24 protein-coding genes are annotated in these 22037 nt (G+C 64.7%); 10 read left to right on the forward strand and 14 right to left on the reverse strand.

The genetic code is table 11. The annotated features are described in order from the left end of the window. Positions 1 to 342: 342 nt before the first annotated feature. The gene (locus tag RAD16_RS35770) at positions 343 to 681 is read left to right on the forward strand and encodes a phasin family protein (RefSeq protein ID WP_326899853.1); all 339 of its coding nucleotides are present in this window, start codon (positions 343 to 345) and stop codon (positions 679 to 681) included. A 77-nt stretch (positions 682 to 758) separates the two neighbouring features. On the opposite strand, the gene RAD16_RS35775 is transcribed toward RAD16_RS35770, so the two are convergent. Beyond that, entirely contained in the window at positions 759 to 2426 is a 1668-nt protein-coding gene (locus RAD16_RS35775; RefSeq protein ID WP_458162564.1) for a pilus assembly protein TadG-related protein, read from the reverse strand. 62 nt (positions 2427 to 2488) lie between these two features. Further along, a complete protein-coding gene (locus tag RAD16_RS35780; RefSeq protein WP_458162565.1) occupies positions 2489 to 2875 on the reverse strand; it encodes a hypothetical protein in 387 nt (128 codons plus the stop codon). A gap of 22 nt (positions 2876 to 2897) precedes the next feature. On the opposite strand from RAD16_RS35780, the gene clpS reads away from it, so the two are divergent. Together clpS and clpA are read left to right on the forward strand one after the other, a co-directional pair. Then, positions 2898 to 3230 (forward strand): ATP-dependent Clp protease adapter ClpS, encoded by a 333-nt coding sequence (gene clpS / locus RAD16_RS35785; protein ID WP_027548135.1) that lies wholly within the window; start codon positions 2898 to 2900, stop codon positions 3228 to 3230. 294 nt (positions 3231 to 3524) lie between these two features. Continuing rightward, the gene (clpA, locus tag RAD16_RS35790; RefSeq protein WP_326899855.1) at positions 3525 to 5936 is read left to right on the forward strand and encodes an ATP-dependent Clp protease ATP-binding subunit ClpA; all 2412 of its coding nucleotides are present in this window, start codon (positions 3525 to 3527) and stop codon (positions 5934 to 5936) included. Between the two features lie 103 nt (positions 5937 to 6039). Here the strand turns inward: clpA and RAD16_RS35795 are convergent, their stop codons facing one another. The 6 genes from RAD16_RS35795 to RAD16_RS35820 all read right to left on the reverse strand — a co-directional run bounded on the left by RAD16_RS35795 (position 6040) and on the right by RAD16_RS35820 (position 10772). Next, positions 6040 to 6393: a hypothetical protein gene (locus tag RAD16_RS35795; RefSeq protein WP_458162566.1), complete on the reverse strand. Its 354-nt coding sequence runs from the start codon at positions 6391 to 6393 to the stop codon at positions 6040 to 6042. Between the two features lie 207 nt (positions 6394 to 6600). Continuing rightward, the gene (locus RAD16_RS35800; protein WP_458162567.1) at positions 6601 to 8022 is read right to left on the reverse strand and encodes an MFS transporter; all 1422 of its coding nucleotides are present in this window, start codon (positions 8020 to 8022) and stop codon (positions 6601 to 6603) included. A gap of 92 nt (positions 8023 to 8114) precedes the next feature. Next, positions 8115 to 8276: a hypothetical protein gene (locus tag RAD16_RS35805; RefSeq protein WP_458162568.1), complete on the reverse strand. Its 162-nt coding sequence runs from the start codon at positions 8274 to 8276 to the stop codon at positions 8115 to 8117. Positions 8277 to 8356: 80 nt separating this feature from the next. Then, positions 8357 to 9382: an aldo/keto reductase gene (locus RAD16_RS35810; RefSeq protein WP_458162569.1), complete on the reverse strand. Its 1026-nt coding sequence runs from the start codon at positions 9380 to 9382 to the stop codon at positions 8357 to 8359. 116 nt (positions 9383 to 9498) lie between these two features. Further along, a complete protein-coding gene (locus RAD16_RS35815; RefSeq protein WP_458162570.1) occupies positions 9499 to 9723 on the reverse strand; it encodes a hypothetical protein in 225 nt (74 codons plus the stop codon). A gap of 92 nt (positions 9724 to 9815) precedes the next feature. Then, positions 9816 to 10772 carry an AraC-like ligand-binding domain-containing protein gene (locus RAD16_RS35820; protein WP_458162571.1) on the reverse strand — a complete coding sequence of 319 codons (957 nt, stop codon included), beginning with the start codon at positions 10770 to 10772 and terminating at the stop codon, positions 9816 to 9818. Between the two features lie 197 nt (positions 10773 to 10969). Here RAD16_RS35820 and RAD16_RS35825 point away from each other — a divergent pair, with 197 nt between their 5' ends. Both RAD16_RS35825 and RAD16_RS35830 read left to right on the forward strand, forming a co-directional pair. Then, positions 10970 to 11986, forward strand: coding sequence for a carbon-nitrogen hydrolase family protein (locus RAD16_RS35825; RefSeq protein WP_458162572.1), 1017 nt, complete (start codon positions 10970 to 10972; stop codon positions 11984 to 11986). Between the two features lie 27 nt (positions 11987 to 12013). Then, positions 12014 to 13054, forward strand: a complete 1041-nt coding sequence (locus RAD16_RS35830; RefSeq protein WP_458162573.1) for a phenylacetaldoxime dehydratase family protein — start codon at positions 12014 to 12016, stop codon at positions 13052 to 13054. On the opposite strand, the gene RAD16_RS35835 is transcribed toward RAD16_RS35830, so the two are convergent. Both RAD16_RS35835 and RAD16_RS35840 read right to left on the reverse strand, forming a co-directional pair. Next, positions 13051 to 13689 (reverse strand): HAD family hydrolase, encoded by a 639-nt coding sequence (locus RAD16_RS35835; RefSeq protein WP_458162574.1) that lies wholly within the window; start codon positions 13687 to 13689, stop codon positions 13051 to 13053. The genes RAD16_RS35830 and RAD16_RS35835 overlap by 4 nt on opposite strands. 71 nt (positions 13690 to 13760) lie before the next feature. Beyond that, positions 13761 to 14777 carry a TRAP transporter substrate-binding protein gene (locus RAD16_RS35840; RefSeq protein ID WP_458162575.1) on the reverse strand — a complete coding sequence of 339 codons (1017 nt, stop codon included), beginning with the start codon at positions 14775 to 14777 and terminating at the stop codon, positions 13761 to 13763. A 39-nt stretch (positions 14778 to 14816) separates the two neighbouring features. Here RAD16_RS35840 and RAD16_RS35845 point away from each other — a divergent pair, with 39 nt between their 5' ends. The 4 genes from RAD16_RS35845 to tsaA all read left to right on the forward strand — a co-directional run bounded on the left by RAD16_RS35845 (position 14817) and on the right by tsaA (position 17552). Further along, the gene (locus tag RAD16_RS35845) at positions 14817 to 15839 is read left to right on the forward strand and encodes a lytic transglycosylase domain-containing protein (RefSeq protein ID WP_458162576.1); all 1023 of its coding nucleotides are present in this window, start codon (positions 14817 to 14819) and stop codon (positions 15837 to 15839) included. A gap of 101 nt (positions 15840 to 15940) precedes the next feature. After that, positions 15941 to 16681, forward strand: coding sequence for an AzlC family ABC transporter permease (locus tag RAD16_RS35850; RefSeq protein ID WP_458162577.1), 741 nt, complete (start codon positions 15941 to 15943; stop codon positions 16679 to 16681). After that, positions 16678 to 17028: an AzlD domain-containing protein gene (locus RAD16_RS35855; protein ID WP_458162578.1), complete on the forward strand. Its 351-nt coding sequence runs from the start codon at positions 16678 to 16680 to the stop codon at positions 17026 to 17028. Before RAD16_RS35850 ends, RAD16_RS35855 begins: the two co-directional genes overlap by 4 nt. A 32-nt stretch (positions 17029 to 17060) precedes the next feature. Beyond that, the gene (gene tsaA, locus RAD16_RS35860) at positions 17061 to 17552 is read left to right on the forward strand and encodes a tRNA (N6-threonylcarbamoyladenosine(37)-N6)-methyltransferase TrmO (protein ID WP_458162580.1); all 492 of its coding nucleotides are present in this window, start codon (positions 17061 to 17063) and stop codon (positions 17550 to 17552) included. Between the two features lie 113 nt (positions 17553 to 17665). Here the strand turns inward: tsaA and RAD16_RS35865 are convergent, their stop codons facing one another. The 4 genes from RAD16_RS35865 to RAD16_RS35880 form a co-directional block, all read right to left on the reverse strand. Further along, complete coding sequence (locus RAD16_RS35865; protein ID WP_458162581.1) at positions 17666 to 18094, reverse strand: HIT family protein; 429 nt, start codon at positions 18092 to 18094, stop codon at positions 17666 to 17668. A 64-nt stretch (positions 18095 to 18158) separates the two neighbouring features. Further along, entirely contained in the window at positions 18159 to 19400 is a 1242-nt protein-coding gene (locus tag RAD16_RS35870; RefSeq protein ID WP_458162582.1) for a GNAT family N-acetyltransferase, read from the reverse strand. Between the two features lie 79 nt (positions 19401 to 19479). After that, a complete protein-coding gene (locus RAD16_RS35875; RefSeq protein WP_458162583.1) occupies positions 19480 to 20226 on the reverse strand; it encodes a glycerophosphodiester phosphodiesterase in 747 nt (248 codons plus the stop codon). Between the two features lie 5 nt (positions 20227 to 20231). After that, entirely contained in the window at positions 20232 to 20699 is a 468-nt protein-coding gene (locus RAD16_RS35880) for a RidA family protein (protein WP_014494672.1), read from the reverse strand. Positions 20700 to 20927: 228 nt separating this feature from the next. Here RAD16_RS35880 and RAD16_RS35885 point away from each other — a divergent pair, with 228 nt between their 5' ends. Next, the gene (locus RAD16_RS35885) at positions 20928 to 21773 is read left to right on the forward strand and encodes a cell envelope integrity EipB family protein (RefSeq protein ID WP_458162584.1); all 846 of its coding nucleotides are present in this window, start codon (positions 20928 to 20930) and stop codon (positions 21771 to 21773) included. Positions 21774 to 22037: the final 264 nt, after the last annotated feature.

Genomic DNA, 22037 nt, shown 5'->3' on the forward strand with positions numbered 1-22037 from the left:
TTGTGCCCAATGGACCCGGGATCATTACCTGCTCAAGCTGTCCCTCCGCTGGTGTTCGCTGCGGGGGACGTTGGGCCTGAGCCGCTGTTCTGGCTAAGGTGATGTTCTCAAACGGCTTTCGACCGCTTGCGGAAGCTGAACACGTCCAGGGAATCAGGGTAGGGGTCCGCGGTTTCCAAAAGCTTAAGGAACCATTGCGGGAAAGCCCGGGAATTTCCGCGACTTGTAACTAATTTTGTGCGACGCACAAGGATTCTTGACATATTTTGTGCGTTGCACTATTTTTGGGCGGAGTCAGGGAGCCGGGGCTTCCGGACGAGAGCCAGGGAAAAGGATTCCGAAATGTTCAAGGTTGAAGACTTTCAGAACTACGGGAAAGAGCAGTTCGAGCAGTGCGTTGCTTCCGCGACCTCGGTGCAGCACGGCCTCCAGGCGATCGCCAGCGCGTATGGCGACTACACCAAGAAGTCGTTCGAAGACACCAAGTCCTTCGTCGAGAAGCTTTCCGGCGTGAAGTCGCTGGACAAGGCCATGGAAGCGCAGACCGACTTCGCGCGTTCCGCCTACGAGACCTTCGTTGCGGAATCGCAGAAGATTGCCGGCCTCTACAGCGACCTCGCCAAGACGGCGTTCAAGCCGGTCGAGACCATCGTGTCGAAGTTCACCCCGGCCGCCCACTAAATTTTCCCGGACATCCTGGAAGCAAAAAGCCCGGCTCATCGAGCCGGGCTTTTTCGTTTGTGCGGGAGCAGGGCGGATTATTTCGCGACGCGCAGCTTCGAGATCTGCGTGAGGATGTTCTTGAACGCGTCCGATGTCTGTGACGAGCTCGTGATCATCTGGAAATTGCCGTCGGTCGCACAATCCTGCAGCACCTGGGACTTTGCATCCCTGTTGCTGATGTTGACCTGGATCGTGAAGATCGTGACCGGGTTCGTCGTGTCGCCCTTGATGTTCCGGCAGAGGATCTCCTGGCGGTCATCGATGCTGGACTGCGATGTGCTCCAGCGGTTCTGCGTATTCAAGCCGTCGGACAGCAGCACGATGTAATCCTTGTAGACGTAGTTGCTGGCCTTGGCCGGCGCGGCGATCGGCCCGTTGGTCGTGCTCAGGGATTGCCATCCCCACGCGAGGCCGACGGACTGGTTGGTATTGCCGCTCGGCGACATCGCCGTGATCTGGTCCTTGAGCGTCTGCCATTGATTGCTCATCGGAAACACCGTGGCCGGAAGGCAGCCGGACCACTGCTCTGCATAGAATTGCGAGGAGGGGCTTGCCGAGCTCGAGCCCGGTGCGGTGTTCTTGGTGTCGTAGTCCTGATCGCGATCGTTGACGCAGCCGGTCCAGGTGCTGCGTGCGGGGGCCGCCGCCGCCGTTGCCGCGGTGCCGTCGCCGCGCCAGAGGTGGCAGATCTTGCTCGAGCCGCTGCCGGTGCAGGTGCAGGCCGTGTTCGATCCGCAGCTTGCGCTTGAGCCGGTCACGGTGGTGTAGCAACCGTTGTAATAGATGCCGGTCTTGCCCGCGCGCTTGTTGCCGCTGTCGATGCTCGGGCAGATGTAGCCGGCATAGGTGCCGGACGACGGGATCGTGCCGGCGCTCCTTGCGCCGCTCAACGTCGCCGGCCGGTCCATGCAGGTGAAGCCCTGATTGCCGTTCGTGAACGGGCAGTCCGATCCGCCGATTGCCGAGTTGAAGGCGCTGGACTTGTTGTTGACGAGGATCGGCGGCTCGCCCTCCCACTCGGTCCAGTTCAGCCACGACGCGCTGAGATTGCTGGTGCCATTGGTGGTGCCGACATTGACGTCCTTCGCGAAGGGAATGATCGAGATGTAAACGTCGCCGGTCTGCTTGTTGTAGCTGGACAGCGTGTCGATCATGTCCTTGGCCGCGGTTTGCATGGCGCTCATCTTGCCGTTCTGGCCCATCGATCCCGTGTTATCCAGGATCATCGCCACGCGCATGCGGGTGTTACCCCAGGCCGCGGTCGAGCTCGTGCTGAACCCAAGCGTCGGATAGCCGGCGATCCTCATGAAATCGGTCGTCATGCTGCCGGACCCGGTGACGACGATGTTCGAGATGCCGTTGGAGTCCTTGGGGGTGTAGGTGGCGTGGATGGTGGAGGGATCCACCGTACCGGATTTGCCGGTGTACAGGCCGCTGAAATAGGATTTCGTCTTGGCCTCGATGTCAGCTTCGGTGATGGTGCCGTTGGTCAGGTCCTTGGAGACCATCAGGGCCGCCGAATCGAGTGCGACCTGCAGCGAGGAGCGTGCCTGGACGGCGCGGCTGTAGTCGATCGCAGCGCCGACGAAGCCCAGCACCGGGACCAGCGCGATGGCGAAGATCACGGCGATATTGCCTTGTTCGGCCGCGGTAAAGCGGGCGAGGTTTCGACCGATGCGGCTCACAACGGGCAGGCGAAGCATGACGATCCCCGAAATCTGTGGTTTTGTCCGATTTCGCGCCATACCCTTCAACGGCGAGTAAATCAGGCCGTAGAAATCCGGAGATAACCCGCAGCGGTCACCTTGACGTCAGGTTCCTGGTCAACACGTTCTAAACATTCGGGACGGAAATTTTTGTCAAATCGGTCCGGATTGATTAACCTTGGACGGGATCGCGGGGACCGGGAATCGGGACCGCCGTGGGCCGCGTCGGCCAGGCCTTCACGCTTGCGGCGGGCCGGGGGCAGGCCCATATTGCTGACGAGCGATCCGGCTTCGACCGGACCGGTTGGAAGCGGCGATCCAACAAGGCGGCGCGCCTGTGTGAGGCTCCAGAGCAACGGGCCGCGCGGCGGACCGTTATCCGCTTCCATGGGGAATTTGAACGCCTGAGCCATGCCGCAACTGACTTCCATATCCGAACTGTCCACGGCCGCCGTGTCCGCTCCCCGGATGAGCAATGACGAGAACCGTTCCGGCAGCCCGACGGGGCCGAATACCTCCGTCATCACCAAGGTCAAGCCGAAGACCAAGCGGCCGAACCTGTACCGCGTGCTGATCCTGAACGACGACTACACGCCGATGGAGTTCGTCGTCCACGTGCTGGAGAAGTTCTTCCAGAAGGACGTCGAGGCGGCGACCAAGATCATGCTGCACGTCCACCATCACGGTATCGGCGAGTGCGGCGTGTTTACCTACGAGATCGCCGAGACCAAGGTGACACAGGTGATGGACTTCGCCCGCAAGCACCAGCATCCGCTGCAATGCGTGATGGAAAAGAAATAACCACGCGTTCGAATCCAGAGTTCTCTAGGATTGGTTCTGTTCGTCCGGTGTGTGATGTCAGCGCATGCCGCGGCATGATCCGGCGAAAATCAGCGCCGGCGTCAATCCTGCCCAAATGGGTAGTTTTGCCCAAATCGGAACGGGTTTTGCATCGAATATGCCCTGGGCGCGTAATGCCCCTCGCGTCGCGGAACCGGTCTTTCGCCGCGATCTTGTATAACTATATGTGACAAAGGTTGTTGTTGCCTGACCGGGCGATGGCGATCATGATGGTGGGGGCCATAGAGGACGCGAATGCCGACTTTTTCCCAAAGCCTTGAACAATCCCTGCATCGTGCACTGGCGATCGCAAACGAGCGTCATCACCAATACGCGACGCTCGAGCATCTTTTGCTCTCCTTGATCGACGATTCCGATGCAGCCGCCGTGATGCGTGCCTGCAGCGTCGATCTCGACAAGCTCCGCACGAGCCTCGTCAATTATCTTGAGACCGAATTCGAAAATCTGGTGACGGATGGCGCCGATGACGCCAAGCCGACCGCCGGTTTCCAGCGCGTGATCCAGCGCGCGGTGATCCACGTGCAGTCGTCAGGTCGCGAAGAGGTGACCGGCGCCAACGTGTTGATCGCGATCTTCGCCGAGCGCGAGAGCCATGCTGCGTACTTCCTGCAGGAGCAGGACATGACGCGCTATGACGCCGTCAACTACATCAGCCACGGCATCGCCAAGCGGCCGGGCGTCTCCGAGGCGCGCCCCGTTCGCGGCGTCGACGAGGAGACTGAAGCCAAGGGTAACGAGGACGCCAAGAAGAAGGGCGAAGCGCTCGAGACCTATTGCGTCAACCTCAACAAGAAGGCGCGCGACGGCAAGATCGATCCGGTGATCGGACGCAATTCCGAGATCAACCGCGCGATCCAGGTGCTGTGCCGCCGCCAGAAGAATAATCCGCTGTTCGTGGGCGAGGCCGGCGTCGGCAAGACCGCGATCGCGGAGGGGCTTGCCAAGCGCATCGTCGACAGCGAGGTGCCGGAAGTTCTGGCGGCCGCGACCGTGTTCTCGCTGGACATGGGCACGCTGCTCGCCGGCACGCGCTATCGCGGTGACTTCGAGGAGCGCCTCAAGCAGGTGCTCAAGGAGCTCGAAGCCCATCCCAACGCCATCCTGTTCATCGACGAGATCCACACCGTGATCGGTGCCGGTGCGACGTCGGGCGGGGCGATGGATGCCTCGAATCTGCTCAAGCCTGCGCTGGCCTCCGGCACGATCCGCTGCATGGGCTCGACGACCTACAAGGAATACCGTCAGCACTTCGAGAAGGACCGCGCGCTGGTGCGGCGCTTTCAGAAGATCGACATCAACGAGCCGACCGTCGAGGACGCGATCGCGATCCTCAAGGGTCTCAAGCCGTACTTCGAGGACTACCACCGCCTGAAGTACACCAATGAGGCGATCGAGGCTGCGGTGCAGCTCTCCTCGCGCTACATCCACGACCGCAAGCTGCCCGACAAGGCGATCGACGTGATCGACGAGTCCGGTGCGGCGCAGATGCTGGTCGCCGAGAACAAGCGCAAGAAGACGATCGGCATCAAGGAGATCGAGACCACGATCGCCTCGATGGCGCGGATCCCGCCAAAGAGCGTGTCGAAGGACGATGCCGAGGTGCTCAAGCATCTCGAGCAGACCCTGAAGCGCACCGTGTTCGGCCAGGACAAGGCGATCGAGTCGCTTGCCGCTTCGATCAAGCTTGCTCGTGCGGGCCTGCGCGAGCCCGAGAAGCCGATCGGCTGCTATCTGTTCTCAGGTCCCACCGGCGTCGGCAAGACCGAGGTTGCGAAGCAGCTGGCGGCGTCGCTCGGCGTCGAGCTGCTACGCTTCGACATGTCCGAATACATGGAGCGCCACACCGTGTCGCGCCTGATCGGCGCGCCTCCCGGCTATGTCGGCTTCGACCAGGGCGGCCTGCTCACCGACGGCGTCGACCAGCATCCGCATTGCGTGGTGCTGCTCGACGAAATCGAGAAGGCGCATCCCGACCTCTACAACGTGCTGCTCCAGATCATGGACCACGGCCGGCTCACCGACCACAACGGCAAGCAGGTCAACTTCCGCAACGTGATCCTGATCATGACCACGAACGCGGGTGCTTCCGATCTCGCCAAGCAGGCATTCGGCTTCACGCGGTCCAAGCGGGAAGGCGACGACCACGAGGCGATCAACCGGCAGTTCGCGCCGGAATTCCGCAACCGTCTCGATGCCATCGTCTCGTTCGGCCATCTCAGCGTCGAGGTGATCGGCACCGTGGTCGAGAAGTTCGTGCTTCAGCTCGAGGCGCAGCTCGGCGACCGCGACGTCACCATCGAGCTGTCGGAGCCCGCCAAGACCTGGCTGGTTCAGCACGGCTATGACGAGCAGATGGGTGCGCGTCCGATGGCTCGCGTCATCCAGGAGCACATCAAGAAGCCACTGGCTGACGAAGTGCTGTTCGGCAAGCTCAAGGGTGGTGGCCACGTCCGCGTCGTCCTGGTCAAGGACGAAGCCGACGAGACCAAGGAAAAGATCGGCTTCGAGTTCGTCGAGGGTCCGGTCACGCCGAAGCAGGAAAAGCTGCCCGGCACCCGCAAGCGCCCGCCGGGCAAGCCCAACAAGCCGGGCGGCCCCGGCGGCTCCAAGGGGCCGACCTCGAAGGGCCCGCTGGTCAAGGCTTGATCGGCGCATCATGAATCGAAAAGGCCGGCTGAAGAGCCGGCCTTTTTGTTTGCTTGGCGTGATGACCTCCGAAGGCGGTAGCGAAGCCGGTCGGTAATCGCTCTTACTGCTCCTCCGTAGGCGGCGGTGCGGCCGCAGCCGTTGCAGGCGGCGTCGCCTTTGGCTTCGCCTTGGGCTTTTTCGGGCTCTCGGCAACCACCTTATTTGGCTCTCCAGTGTTGTCACCACAACGGCGCTGCTCCGCGAGCGCGCCCAAGTACTGCTGACGGGCCTGAAGCGCTTGTATCTCGGTGTCTGCTGTTCCCTGGAAGTCCATGCCAAACCAAAGAACCGGGATGACCAAACCGGCAACTCCCGCGGCGACATTCTGAGCCACCTTTAGGCCCTTGTCGGAAGCTAACTGTTGGACCTTGGCATTGTTGGTTTGGACTTCGATGGTGATAGCTGCGCAGTCCATGTAACGGTCCTGAGGCTGCACCACAGAAACCGGAGCCGGCGCGCGGCCCGCACATGCACTCACAGCCGCAGCCACGGCGCAAAGCGCCACAATCTTAATATAATTAACAAAGTATCCCCCAGCCTTGGCTGCAATCAAGCGCAACCAGGGCGCGTGCGCAATACTTGCGTGGCATCGTAAAACTTCGGATTGTCACCGTGCGAAGCGTCAATCTCCCTTCATCCGCTGCCCGTCCTGCACCCGCACATGCTCGGCGCCGCGCGCGCCGGTGGGCGACGAACGCAACATGCTGAGCAGTGCGCCGCACAGGGCGAAGCCGACGGCGGCGAGCAGCGCGATCCTGGTTCCCTCCTGCGGATATCGGCCGAGGAACAGCGCGACCAGCGCGGCGCCGGCGGTCTGGCCGAGCAGCCGGGCCGTGCCGAGCATGCCGCTGGCGCCGCCGGTGCGCTCGCGCGGGGCAGCGGCGATCATGGTGCGGTTGTTCGGCGTCTGGAACAGGCCGAAACCGAAGCCGGCCAGCGCCATGCGCCAGGCGACGTCGAAGGCGCCGGGCGCGGCGGGGAGCATGGCGAGCGAGGCGAGCCCGCCTGCGAACAGCAAGAGGCCTATGCCCCCGAGCAGGCCGGCCGGGTAGAGCTCAACCAGCCGCCCGGCGAGCGGCGCGGCGAACGCCACGGTAATCGGCCAGGGCGTGATCAGCAGCCCCATATGCACGGCCGAATAGCCGAACCGACTTTGCAGGTAGAACGGGATCGCGACGAAGGCGAGCATCTGGGCGCAGAACGAAGCGATCGAGGTCGCGATCGACAGTGCAAAGATCGGGATGCGCAGGAGATCGACCGGCAGCAGCGGCGCGGCCATATGCGTCTCGCGCCAGATCAGGGCAGCGCCTGCGACCACGGCGACGGTGAATTCGATCAGGCAGGTGAGGAGCGGCTCGCCGTGGCCGACGCTGTCGACCGCGAAGATGCCGACGCCGAACGTGACGGCGCTGAGGCCTGCGCTCTGCCAGTCGAACGAATGCTCAGCCAGGCGCGTGTGCGGCAGGCACCGCGCGCCGAACACAACCGCGACCGCACCGATCGGTACGTTGATCGCGAACAGCCAGGGCCAGCTCCCCACCGCCAGGATTCCCGAAGCCAGCGTCGGCCCGATCGCGGCGGACACCGCTACGACCAGCGCGTTGCGCGCGATGCCGCGCCCGAGCAATGTATGCGGATAGGTGAAGCGCACCAGCGCGGTGTTGACGCTCATGATGCCGGCCGCGCCAAAGCCCTGGATGATGCGCGCAATCGTCAGCATCGGCAGCGAGTGCGCGAGGGCGCAGAACGCGGAGGCGAGGGTGAACAGCGCAAGCCCGGCCAGATAGACGCGCCGGTAACCCGCGATCTCGCCGAGCGAGGCGAGCGGCAGCAGCGAGATGGTGATCGCGAGCCGGTAGCCGTTGACGATCCAGATCGAGAAGGCCGGGCTCGCATTGAGGTCGGCCGCGATCGTCGGCAGCGCGACATTGGCGATGGCGCCGTCTATCACGGACATGGTGATGCCGAGTGCGATGGTGAGAATGGCCCATCGGCGCTGCGGCAGCGGCAGGCCGTCGGCCTGCTCGAGCGTGACTGTCGACATCGTGAACGGCGTCTTGTTGGCGAATCGAACTCTGCCCGCTGGCGGAGTATTGCGCCAACAGGACAGGATCGCGATAGTTCCGGTAACCGCGGTTACCAGCGCGCCGTCGATTTCCCGAAGATGTAGAGCGCGACGAGCCCGACCGTCACCGCCGTGGAGACGATCAGCACGCTGCGATCCCAATCGATCCGGGATCGCTCGGTGCGGTTGAGATTGAGCACCGTGAACAGGGCCTTCATGGCAAATCGGCGCATCGGGCTGCCTCGCGATGACCGCATGATGACACGGCCGATGCGAGCCGACTTGACGCAGCTCAAGGCTAGGCGCAGCCGCCCTACACCGCAGGCGGATTGCGGTCGGAGAAGGTGCCGCGCTGGTGCCAGTAGGGATAGGGCAGCGTCACCTTGCTGGCGGCATCGAGCTTCGCGACCTGGTCCTTGGTCAGCGACCAGCCGACCGCGCCGAGATTTTCGCGCAGTTGCGCCTCGTTGCGTGCGCCGATGATCAGTGTCGAGACCGTCGGTCGCTGCAGCAGCCAGTTGAGCGCGATCTGCGAGACGCTCTTGCCGGTCTCCTTCGCGATCTCGTCGATCGCATCGACCACGCGATAGACGTGCTCGTCGGGCACGGGCGGACCGAACTCGGCGGTCTTGGGCAGGCGGCTCACTTCCGGCTTCGGCTGGCCGCGCCGGATCTTGCCGGTCAGGCGTCCCCATCCGAGCGGCGACCAGACCACCGCACCCAATCCCTGGTCCACACCGAGCGGCATCAGCTCCCACTCGTAATCGCGCCCGATCAGCGAGTAATAGGTCTGGTTGGCGACGTAGCGCGGAAAACCGTGCTTGTCGGCGACAGCGAGCGATTTCATCAGGTGCCAGCCCGAAAAATTCGAGACGCCGACATAGCGGATCTTGCCGGCGCGCACGAGCACGTCGAGGGTGTTGAGCACCTCCTCGGGCGGCGTGAACGCATCGAAGCCGTGGAGCTGGAACAAGTCGATGTAATCGGTGCCGAGCCGGCTCAACGAACCGTCGATGGCCGCGAGCAAATGCTGCCGTGACGAGCCAATGTCATTGGGACCGTCGCCGAAGCGGAAGGTTGCCTTGGTCGAGACCAGCACCTTGTCGCGGCGGCCCTTGATGGCTTCGCTGAGCACACGCTCGGACTCGCCGAGTGAATAGACGTCGGCGGTGTCGAACATCGACACGCCCGCCTCGAGACAGATGTCAAGAAGCCGCCGTGCTTCGGTCGCATCCGTCGTGCCCCACGCCGCGAGGCGGCCGACGCCGCCGAACGTGCCCGTTCCCAGGCTCAAGACAGGCACCATCAGGCCGGATCGGCCCAAGCGTCGGTATTCCATCGATCTGCTCCTTGGCTGGCCGCTGATTGACCCATGCGGTTCTTGGCGCGGAGGTTAGCGCAGGCGCGCGCCGTGACCTATCACGCGCTCACATGGCGGCCTTGCTCGGGAACGCCCTAGTCGTGCAGGCGCATGTCATCGAGTGCGGGATCGCTGGCCATCTTCATCGGTGGTCGTGGCTCGGCGATGATCACTGATGAAGCAACACAGGCAGGCTCGCTGATGTGAGCCTGTCGCGGCAGAAGCGTCAGACCCCAGCCCACCACGACGAGCACCGCGAGCCGGATCGCGATCACGCTCAGCAGAAGCTCCGATCCGCCTATCGTCGCGTGAGTCCTCATTCGGGCCAGCCTGAGGCAGGAGGCATGACAAGACAATCTGGAATTGGCGAGCGCTGCCTTCGTCCAGGGCGAAGGCTCGCGAAGATGGCTGCTCAGTGCCTGAGTTGGCTCTGCCGGAAGTCGCGCGGCGACATCCCGAAATGTTCGCGGAAGACTCGGCCGAAATGCGAGAGGTCGTTAAAGCCCCAGGCGAACGCGATCTCGCTGATGTGGCGGTGGGCGAGCACGGGCGAGGCGAGGTCGCGCCGGCATTGCGCGAGACGCTCGGCCAGGACGTGGCGCTGGAACGACATGTTCTCGTCGGCGAGGAGATCGTTCACATAGCGCGGTGAGATGCCGAGCGCGGCGGCGCTCTCCGCCAGCGACAGGTCGGGATCGGCAAGGTGCGCGCGGATGTGCGCCTTCAGGCGGTAGAGCAGGGCGGAGCGATGCGTCGAGGACGGCAGCGAGGTCTTGCCGAGTCGTTCGCCCAGCGCCATCGCGAGCAGATCGACGGCCTGTTCCGACAGGGCAGCGGCGTGGTCCGGAGCGAGCCTGTCCGCGCTCTGGCAGAGGCGGAAGATGAAATCGTAGGCGAGCCGTTCGAGCGGCATGTCAGCACCGAATGACATCGCGGTCAGCGTCTCGGTGGCGCCGAGCCGGCGTTGCAACATCTCGCGAGGCACCTTGAAGATGGTCTGCGTAAAACTGTCCTTGAACTTCAGCTCGTAAGGCCGCGTGGTGTCGTAGAGCGCGAACTCGCCGGGATGGATCACGGTCTCGCGGCCGTCCTGCACGACGCCGCCGTCGCCGCGATTGCCGAGCGCGACCAGGACAAAATCCTGATCCGAGCGCGCGATGCGCGAGGGCGTGCGGAACACATGCTGGCGGTCGGAGCAGACCTCTGAGCAGACGGCCTTGCCGAGCGCGACTTGCGTGACCGAGCCGCGAAAGGCGCTGCCGAGGTCGGACTTGCAGTCAAGCCCGACGAACACGTCGCAGACGATGTCCTGCCAGAGAGCGAGCCGCCGGTAACCGGGGCTGCCGTCTGTCGTGAACTGGATTGTCATCAGGACAGCCTCCCTTTTACATCCCGCAAACCGCATGGTGGCGCAGATCCAGCCTGACCGCAGGCAAGTTCCGTACCGGGGCGGCGCTTCCTTCCAGTCGAGTTTTCGTTCCGCCGTGGTCGAGCGCGCGGCCGCCCAGCTTGGCCCAATAGACTGCATCGGACGCGGTCTGCGATCAACCGGCAAGGGAGGCGGCAATGGGCATCGAACATCCGAAATACAAGGTGGCGGTGGTGCAGGCGGCGCCCGCCTGGCTCGATCTCGACGCCTCGATCGACAAGTCGATCGCCCTGATCAAAGAGGCCGCCGAGAAGGGCGCCAGGCTGATCGCATTCCCGGAGGCGTTCATCCCCGGCTACCCCTGGCACATCTGGATGGACTCGCCGGCCTGGGCGATCGGCCGCGGCTTTGTGCAGCGCTATTTCGACAATTCGCTGTCCTATGAAAGCCCGCAGGCCGAGCGCTTGCGTGATGCCGTGTGCAAGGCAAAGCTCACAGTGGTGATCGGCCTCTCCGAGCGCGATGGCGGCAGTCTTTACCTCGCGCAATGGCTGATCGGGCCCGATGGCGAGACCATCGCAAAGCGCCGCAAGCTGCGGCCGACCCATGCCGAGCGCACCGTCTATGGCGAGGGCGACGGCAGCGATCTCGCGGTGCATGCGCGCCCCGATATCGGCCGTCTCGGTGCGCTGTGCTGCTGGGAGCATCTGCAGCCGCTGTCGAAATACGCGATGTACGCCCAGAACGAGCAGGTGCACGTCGCGGCCTGGCCGAGCTTCTCGCTCTACGATCCGTTCGCGCCGGCGCTTGGTGCCGAGGTGAACAACGCCGCCTCGCGCGTCTATGCGGTCGAGGGCTCCTGTTTCGTGCTCGCGCCTTGCGCGACGGTGTCGCAGGCGATGATCGAGGAACTGTGCGACCGGCCGGACAAGCATGCGCTGCTGCATGCCGGCGGCGGTTTTGCCGCGATCTACGGCCCCGACGGCAGCCAGATCGGCGACAAGCTGGCGCCGGACCAGGAAGGGCTTCTGATCGCCGAGATCGACCTCGGCGCCATCGGGGTCGCCAAGAACGCCGCCGACCCCGCAGGGCACTATTCGCGGCCCGACGTGACGCGGCTGCTGCTCAACAAGAAGCCCTACAAGCGCGTCGAGCAGTTCGCGCTGCCGGTCGACACGGTCGAACCCACGGAGATCGCCGCGGCGGCGAGTTGAGCGCCGCAATCAAGGGAGGGCACAGCCATGGAATCTGCAATTCCCGTGCATCTCGAAACCGCACGCACGCGCCACAAGCGCGTGCCGGACGACTACCAGCCGCCATATCCGTCCTTCGTGGCGCGCTACAAGCCGGCCGTCAGCCGGGTGGTGATGGCCTATTTCGGCGTGCAGTATCGTGGCGAGGCGCCGCCGGCGGCGCGGGAGGCGCTCGCCGAGATCGCCAGCCTGTTCGCGGGCGAGTGTGGTCCCTCACATTGGGACCGCGCGCATTATATCGACCAGTCCGGCCATGCGAACATCGTGTCGGTGGCCTATTGGAGCAACGTCGCGCGCTTCGACGACTGGTTCGCCCTGGCGCGCGAGGCGTGGACCGGCAAACCGCGCGAGGGCATCGGCACCTTCATCGAAGTGCTGCGTCCCACCGTGGCGCGGCACGAGACGCTGTTCTCATCGTCAGACCGGCCCGAGGGTGTCGCCGTCATTGCCGACGGCATGAGCGGCGAGGTGCAGGAGCACGCCTATTGGGGCGGCATGCGCGATCGTATTCCGCTGTCGCAGACCGATCCGATGTCGCCGGGCGGCGCGCCTGAGCTGATCCGCGACGGCGCGCGGCTGCACGTGAAAGCGCACGACAATCTCTGCCTGATCCGCTCCGGGCAGGACTGGAGCGATACCGAGGCGTCCGAGCGAAAGCTCTATCTCGACGACGTCGAACCGGTGCTGCGCGAGGGCATGGATTTTCTGCGCGACGACGGTCTTGCGATTGGCTGCTACGCCAACCGCTACATGCAGGTGCTCGCCGCCGACGGCAGCGTCAATGAGAAATCCTATGGCCAGAGCTGGTGGAAGAGCCTCGCCGCGCTGGAGCGGTGGGCGGAGTCGCATCCGACCCATGTCCGGATATTTGGCGCGGCGATGAAATATCTCTCGACGCTGGGGCCGACAGCAAAACTGCGGCTCTATCACGAGGTCACCGTGGCGGCCGCGGACGAGCAGTTCTTCGAATATCTGAACTGTCACGCGAAAACGGGGATGCTGGCGGCGGTGGAGACCGTCAGCGCCTAGGCCACACAGTGGCCGAGCAACTCGGGATGCGTGGTGCAGATATGATGCGCGCCGGCGTCCCTGAGCTCAGCCTCGCTGCCATAGCCGTAGAGCACGCCGATTGCGGTCATGCCGTTGGTCCTTGCGCCGACCACGTCATGGCTGCGATCGCCGATCATGATCGCGCTCTTGGGATCAACCTTGGCCTCGTCGAGCGCGTAGCGCAGCAGGTCGCGCTTGTCGACGCGGGTACCGTCGAGCTCGGAGCCGAACACGCGCTCGAAATACGGTTTGAGGCCGAAGTGCTCGACGATGCGGGTGGCGTAGACCGCGGGCTTGCTGGTGGCCACGAACATCCGCTGGTTGGTCGCGGCAACCGTCGTCAGGGTGTCGATGATGCCGGCATAGGCCTCGTTCTCGAACAGGCCGATGTCGCTAAAGCGCTCGCGGTAGAGCAGCAGCGCCCGGTCCGCGAGTTCCGCGCTGCCCGTGAGCTTCTGCAGGCTGGCATGCAGCGGCGGGCCGATGCACCAGGTCAGCTCGTCCTCGCTCGGCACTGGAAGGCTCAGCCGCTCAAGTGCGTACTGGATCGAGCGGGTGATCCCGGGCTTCGGGTTGGTCAGCGTGCCGTCGAGATCGAAATAGATTGTGGCCATCAGGGCGGAACCGGCTTGGATGTTTCCGCCTGTTGCTAGTTCGCTGGGCCCTCAAGTCAAGAGCCAAGGCGTCATTGCTGCCGGGCCCATGCGACGATCCCTGCGGCATCGGTGCCGGCCTGGGCCTCCCAGGCGGCGATCGTGCTTGTCGCGGCATTGCGCAGGGCCGCGATCAGGGATGGCGGCGCGGGCTCGGCGATGTTGACGCCGTTCTCGCGCATGCGTGCGTAGTTCTCGGCAGTGCGATGGGCGAGCAGCGCGAACTGGCTCTGCTCGGTCTCGGCGGCCGCCGCCATCACCTCGCGCTGCATCGGCTCGGGCAGTGCGGCAAACGCCTCGCTGCGGACGAAGGCGATCGACACCGGCATTGCGTAATTGATGGCGGTGAAGTGCGGCAGGAAGTCCCAGAGCTTTCGTCCCGCGCCGCCATCGCCGGAGGTGAGGAACGCGTTCAGTTGGTGGTCCTTCAGGCCGGCCAGCGCCTTGTCCATCGGCAGGAACTGCGCGTTGGCGCCGGCCGCGCGCATCACCGCGCTGGAATTGGCGTCGTAGGCCCGCAAGTTCAGCTTTGGCAAATCGTCGGCGCCCGCGAGCGCCTGCTCCGACCAGAGACCGGTCGCCGGCCAGATCGTCAGATACAGCAGCTTGAGACCGCGCGCGGCGAACGCCTTCTCGTAGAGTGGGCGGGCCCGCGCATTGGTGGCGCGGGCAAGGTCGACTGATTGGACCAGAAAGGGCAGGGTGGAGAGACCGAGCACGGGGTCGAGGCCGGACAATGCACCGGCAAAGGCATCGCCGCCGGCGATCCGGCCGTCCAGCGCCGCGCGCGGCATTTCGCCCGAGTTGACCTTGAGCTCGTTGTCGAAGGAATTGGCCACGGTCACGAAACCGTTTGTACGCGCGGCGACGCGATCGGCGAAAGTGGAAAGGCCGATCCCGGAAATGTTGCTTTGCGGATATTCCGTGGTCATCCGCCAGTTGACTTGCGCGATGGCAGGCAGGGCGGACAGGAGGAGGGCGGCGAGGGCAAGGAGCGCGCGGATCCCTCTGAGGGGGAAACGCATTGGGAGAAGCAGGTCAGGCAGCATAGATTGGCAACTCGTCGAACCATGGCACGATGCCACAACATGGCAGACCATCTTGTCGCATGCCGCGCCGGCCTGCGCCACAGCGTTGCTTGGGCAGTGCTGGCGCGAATTGCGTCACTCTTCGTTGCGGTGTTGCTCGTCGCTATGACGGAGGCCGCGGCATGGGACAGTTCGCCCGCGAAGACCAATGTCGCCGTCCCCAGCGTCGAGGAGCTCGCGATGGCGCCGCCAAAGCCCGCCGCTGCGCGCGAGAGCGATACGCGGGAATCGATCTGCCTGATCGTGGAAGCCGCCGCGCGCGATGCCAATCTGCCGCTGGAGTTCTTCGCCCGCGTGATCTGGCAGGAAAGCCGCTTCCAGGCCGATGCCGTCGGTCCGATGACGCGCAGCGGCGAGCACGCGCAGGGGATCGCGCAGTTCATGCCGGGCACCGCGAGCGAGCGCGGGCTGCTCAATCCCTTCAACCCGGTTCAGGCCTTGCCGAAATCGGCCGAGTTCTTGAACGAGCTGCGCAACCAGTTCGGCAATCTCGGCCTCGCCGCAGCCGCCTATAACGCTGGACCGCGCCGCGTGCAGGAATGGCTCGCGGGCACCGGCCCGATGCCGGAGCAGACTCGCAACTACGTCTATGCCATCACGGGCACCTCAGTCGACGCATGGGCCAAGGCCGGCAGCACCGGCAAGGGGCCGCCGAGCTCGCCACCGACGAGCTGCCGCGACCTGATGGCGCTGTTGAAGCGCGCGCCGAACCCGTTCGTCGCCGAACTGGAGCAGCATGTCGAGCTCGCCGCCGCAAAAATCTGGGGCGTTCAACTCGCCGCCGGCTTCGACCGCAACAGGGCGCTGGCGATGTACTCGCGCGCCGTCACGCGCCTCAGCGCCGTGATCGGCGAGCGCGATCCCAGCCTGCTGAGCTCGGTCGTGCGCAGCCGCGGGTCGCACACATTCTACCAAGTGCGGATCGGCGCTGACACGCGGCCCGAGGCAGACGATCTCTGCAACCGCATCCGCAAGGCGGGCGGCGCCTGCTTCGTGCTGAAGAACCGGGGCGTGAGCGGGTAACGAGCGCCGCGCATGCCAGCCCCGCCGCGCGCTTCCTTGACGCGGACCGCCGCATTGCCCGTTATGCGGGCACGATTCTGCAACCCCGACCAAAACTCCCCGTGGCGCTCCCTCCGCTCGATTCCCCTCAATGGCAAAGTCCTTTGCGCGCCTTCGGCTGGGGGCTGCGCTCGATCACGCAGACGATCCTCACGCTCGTCCTGTTCGCCACCTATCTCGGTATTGGCGCGCTCGCCCATGACACCCATTTCAGCCTGCTCTGGGCGCTCTGCTCGACGTTGTTCGTCTGGGCGGGTCCGGCACAGATCATTTTGATCACGACGCTCGGTTCGGGCGCTACCATCATCCAGTCGGCGATCGCGGTGACCGTCAGCGCGATCCGCCTGTTTCCGATGGTGGTCTCGGTGCTGCCGCTGATGCGCACGCCGACGACCAAGCGACGCGAGTTGTTCTTCGCGGCGCACCTCACCGCCGTGACGCTGTGGGTCGAGTGCCATCGCTTCCTGCCGCAGGTGCCGCGCGAGCGCCGCATCGCCTTCGTCAACGGACTTGGCTTCGGCCTGGTCTCGGTGTGCCTCACCGCCAACACGGTCGGCTATTTCCTCGCCGCCAACCTGACGCAGACGCTGGGCGCGGCGATCCTGATGCTGACGCCGCTGTCATTCCTGTTCTCGACCGCGCGCAACAGCCGCGAGATCGCCGACGTCGTCGCGCTGTCGCTCGGGGTGCTGCTCTATCCGCTGGCCGCGAAGATGAACTCCGGCCTCGACATCCTCGTCAGCGGCCTCGTGGCCGGCACGATCGCCTACGGCGTGCATTGGTGGCGGGAGGTGCGCGCATGAGCTACGAGCAGCTCGTCGGTGACTGGCAGGCGCTCGTCGTGCTGTTCGTCGCCGGCGTTGTTCCCAACCAGATATGGCGCATGCTGGGCCTGTGGTTCGGCGGCGGCATCGACGAGGGCTCCGAGCTCCTAGTCTGGGTGAGGGCGGTCGCGACCGCCATTCTCGCCGGCGTTATCGCGCAGATCGTGGTCCAGCCGCCCGGCGCGCTCGCCAGCGTGCCGGATGCCCTGCGCTACGGCGCGGTCGCCGCGGGCCTCGTCGTCTTTCTGCTGACCCGCCGCTCGATTTTCGCCGGCGTGGTGAGCGGCGAACTGTTCATGCTGGCCGGCAAATGGTGGTTGGGCTAAAACCACCGGCGAACAGCTAAGGAACAGGAATTATGGTTCGCGAAAACGAGCTCCGCGAGGGCGAGGTCGCCATCGAACTGCCCTCGATGGAGGACGCCGGCCTCGTCTTCATCGGCCGCATCCGCACGCCCTGGACCTCGCGGCTGGAGACGCCGCGACAGGGGCGTCAGGACGGCCCGATCTGCCGCCTCGAGATCTTCGAGCCGTTCGTGCCGGCCATCAAAGGCGTCGATTTCTACAGCAATCTCGAAGTGCTCTACTGGCTCGACAAGTCGCGCCGGGACATCGTGCTGCAGAGCCCGAAGAACAACGAGAAGACCCGCGGCACGTTTTCGCTGCGCTCGCCGGTGCGGCCCAATCCGATCGGCACGTCGATCGTGAAGCTGGTCGGTATCGAGGGAAATGCCATTCTGGTGCGCGGGCTCGATTGCATCGACAACACGCCGCTGATCGACATCAAGCCGGATCGTTGCGAGTTCACGCCATTGGCGGCACCGCAAGCAGGGGATTTTCAGACGGAATGAGGTCTCTCCCCAGGCCGTCATTGCGAGGAGCGAAGCGACGAAGCAATCCAGACGGTCTCTGCGGCGGCAGTCTGGATTGCTTCGCTCCGCTCGCAATGACGATGTGGAGGCAGCTAGCCCGCCTTCAGCGCCGCGATCAGCTTGGTCGCGTTCTCTTCGAGCACCTTGACGTCTTCCTTGCGGCTCGCGGGCGGCAGCATCGCGATGCCGTCATGGCGCGGCATCACGTGCATGTGGAGATGGAACACCACCTGTCCGCCGGCGGGCTCGTTGAACTGCTGCACGGTGATGCCGTCGGCCTTGAACGCCTTCATCGCTGCGATCGCAATCTTCTTCGCGCCGCGGGCGACGTGGGCGTAATCGTCCGGCGCGACGTCGAGGATGTTGCGGGCAGGGGTCTTCGGGATCACCAGCGTGTGGCCGGGCACGCGCGGCATGATGTCGAGGAAAGCGAAGACATGTTCGTCCTCATAGACCTTGTGACAGGGCAGCTCGCCGCGCAGGATCTTTGCGAAGATGTTGTTGGTGTCGTAGGCGGTCATGGCGGCGGCTCCCAAGAACTTTGCACTCAGTTTCGCGCTTACTGTCACCAGCGACGGCGTACCGTCAAGGCGCCTCGTCGATACCCTTCCGGAACGGGCCGAGCTCGGCGAGCTCCCGTCCGGCCTCGGCGACATAGGCGCGCTCGCGCTTGAGGTAATCGTCGATGGCGCGGCGCAGGCCGGGATCGGCGATGAAGTGAGCGGAATGGGTCGTGCGCGGCAGATAGCCGCGCGCGATCTTGTGCTCGCCCTGCGCACCGGCCTCGACATGGGTGAGGCCATGCTTGATGGCGAAATCGATCGCCTGGTAGTAGCAGACCTCGAAATGCAGGAACGGATGATGCTCGACCGCGCCCCAGTTGCGGCCGAACAGCGTATCGGAGCCGATGAAGTTGATCGCGCCCGCGATCCAGCGGTCGTTGCGGCGGGCCATCACCAGCAGCACATCGTCGCTCATGGTCTCGCCGATCAGCGAGAAGAACTCGCGTGTGAGATACGGCCGGCCCCATTTGCGCGAGCCGGTCTCCATGTAGAACATGAAGAACGCGTCCCAGGCATCCTCGGTGATGTCCTTGCCGGTGAGCCAGTGGATGGTGATGCCCGCGGCAAGCGCATCGCGCCGCTCGCGCTTGATCGATTTGCGGTGGCGCGAGTTCAGCGTCGCCAGGAAATCGTCGAAGCTGGCAAAACCCTCGTTGCGCCAGTGGAACTGCTGGTCGGTGCGCTGCAGGAAGCCGTGCTGCGCAAGCAGTTTCCACTCCGCCTCGCGGGCGAAAGTGACGTGCACCGAGGAGGCCTTGCTGACGCCGCACAGCGCCACCAGCCCGCTCGCCAGCGCTTGGGTGATGCGCTCGCGGTCGACACCGTCGCGGACCAGCAGCCGCGGCCCGGTGGCCGGTGTGAAGGGAACCGAGACCTGCAGCTTCGGATAGTACCGCCCGCCAGCGCGCTCATAGGCATCCGCCCAGCCGCGGTCGAAGACGTATTCGCCCTGGGAGTGCGATTTCAGATAGCAGGGCACGACACCGGCGACGCGGCCGTCGACCTTGGCCACGAGATGCCGGGGGCCCCAGCCGGTGCGGATCGTCGCCGAACCCGATTTCTCAACGGCCGAGAGAAAGGCGTGGGAGACGAACGGGTTATAGGCGGGCTTTAAGAGGCCGAGGGAATCGCCTGGAAGGGTGGATGAGGTTCCGTTGCCTGCCCCATTGCACCGGCCGCCGGGGTTGGCGCAGGCGTCCCAATCCTCAGCCGACACTTCGCCAATGGAAGGGACCGCCTCGAGCGTGATTTCAGATGATGCCATCGGGCCCAAGATCGTGCATTGCAGCAGCGACTTCAAGGGGCGGGAACTGAGGGGCTGTTGTGCCCGACGGGCTGCGCCCCTACGGCACGAACCCCTCAAAGATCATCTGGTCCGCATATTGCCCGACCCGGGTCCGCTGCTCCGGTGTGCGGACGGTCCAGCCGAGCAGGGCGCAGCCGAACATGTTGCGGGCTATCCAGGGGGCGGGGGCCGGGAGGTGGTCGACCTTGAAGGCGACGAAATGCGGCTGGGTCTGAAAGCCGTGGCGCAGGTACAGCATGCTGTCGCGCTGCTGCTGGGTCAGGTAGGCCCAGTATTCGTCCTCGTAGCTCCGCTGTGCGACGATGCCGCGCGGGCGGTTGGGCAACAGCTCGCGCAGCGCCAGCACCTGGTCGGGATCGAACGACATGCCGACGGCCGGGCCCTGGTAGGAGGACAGCACCTCGGCCATCCGCTTCACCAGCTTGCGGTCGCCGTCAAAATGGCTCTTCACCTCGATCACCAGCGGCACGCGGCCGGCGACCATGGCGCAGAGGTCGGACAGCGACATCATCCGCTCGTCGGTATCCCTAAACTTGACGGCCCTCAGCTCCGCCGCGGTCTTCGAGACCACTTCGCCGGTCGCCTCGGTAAGGCGGCCGAGCGCGTGGTCGTGATGGATCATCGCCTCGCCGTCGGCGGAGAGCTGAATGTCCACCTCGATCGAGAAGTTGCCAGCGATGGCAGCCTGCACCGCGCCCGGCATGTTCTCAATGATGCCGCGGGAAATGTCGTGCAGGCCGCGATGAGCGACCGGCCGGGCTGTCAGCCAATCCGGAGCGCGCATCAGCCTCAGGCGACCTCGAACACGCCTTCGACCTCGACCGCCGCATCGGCGGGCAGCGAGGCGACGCCGACGGTGGTGCGGGCATGGCGGCCCTTGTCCCCGAAGGCGGCGACCATCAGGTCGGAGGCGCCGTTCAGCACCTTCGGCCCGTCCAGGAAGTCCGGCGCCGAGTTGATGAAGCCGCCGAGGCGCACCACGCGCACGACCTTGTCGAGGTCGCCGAGGGCAGCCTTGACCTGAGCCAGCAAATTGACGGCGCAGCCGCGCGCGGCCGCGGCACCGTCCTCGATCGAGACGCCGGCGCCCAGCTTGCCCTTGGCGATCAGCTTGCCGGCGGGGTCGAAGCAGACCTGGCCGGAGACGAACAGCAGGTTACCGGTGCGCACGAACGGCACGTAGTTGGCCACGGGGGTGGGGGCCTCATGCAGCTTGATGCCCTGTTCCGCCAGTTTCTGCTCGACCGTGCCCGCCATGTTCGACCTCGTTGTCCAAAAAATCATCTACCCCGGCGTTGGCGGCCGGGCGCGCCCTGTTTCGCCCATCGTGCCGCCACATGCAAGCAACCCAAGGGGGATGCATTTTGTTGAGGAAGGGCAGGCGGTTCAAAGCCCGGGCCGCAACTTTACGTGAAACAGCCTCAGTTGCGACGCAATGGAACGGTCATTAAACTGTCGAATCTGCGCTTTTCTCAAGGACCAGACATGGTGCACCTTTTCCGGACTTCGCTCGGTGTGATGGCGCTCGCGGCGGCCGCTTTCGGCCCCGGCGAAATGGCGCAGGCGGCCAGCGGTCCATTCCTCGCCCACCAGGCGCTCTATGATCTCAGCCTGGTCAAATCGCGCTCCAATTCGGTCAACAGCGCGCGGGGCCGCATCCTCTACAATTTCACCGGAAGCTCCTGCGAGGGCTACACCTCCGAATTCCGCCAGGTCTCCGAGCTCGACAGCGGCGAGGGCAAGATCACGCTGAGCGATCTCCGCTCCAATTCCTGGGAGGATGCTGCGGGAAAGAGCTACCGCTTCAAGATCGAGACGCGGATGAACGAGGCCGATGCCGGCCGGGTCGACGGCTCGGCCGAGCGTGACGGCGACCACATCAACGTCAAGCTGAAGCTGCCGGCGCCGAAGAGCTTTACGCTCGACGGCAAGGTCGTGTTCCCGACTGAGCAGATCCAGCGCATCATCGCCGCCGCCAAGGACGGCAAGTCGCTGCTCGAGCTCTCCGTCTATGACGGCTCCGACGACGGCCAGAAGGTCTACAACACGCTGACCGTGATCGGCCAGCCGATCCCCGCAGAGCGGGCCGCCTCGTCAGACCCGTCGACCACGGACGAGCACATGAAGTCGCTGAAGCGCTGGCCTGTCACCGTCAGCTATTTCGACCGCGACGCCCAGCAGAAGGAAGGCGAGCAGACGCCTGTTTATGCGATGGCGTTCGAGCTCTACGAGAACGGCGTCTCGCGCCAGCTCGTACTCGATTACAACGATTTTGTGATCTCCGGCGCGATGGGCAAGTTCGACGTCAAGGACAGCAAGCCCTGTAATTGAGGGGCCGCGCTTTCGGCTCTATTTGGCGCACCACTGCATCACCGTCACCCTGAGGTGGCCGCTCTTCAGCGGCCCTCGAAGGGCGACGGCCCGGCTGCAGCACTGGGGCCGTCCATCCTTCGAGGCTCGCTGCGCGAGCACCTCAGACCGTATGTCCCTTTGCGGAACGGGGCGACTCACCCTCGATGCGACTGCGAGGGTTACCCGGATGGTCCGGGCAGAGCCTCACGCAAGGAGGGCGAGTCATGGGTGATTATAGCGAGG

This window comes from Bradyrhizobium sp. 18BD, from assembly GCF_054185225.1.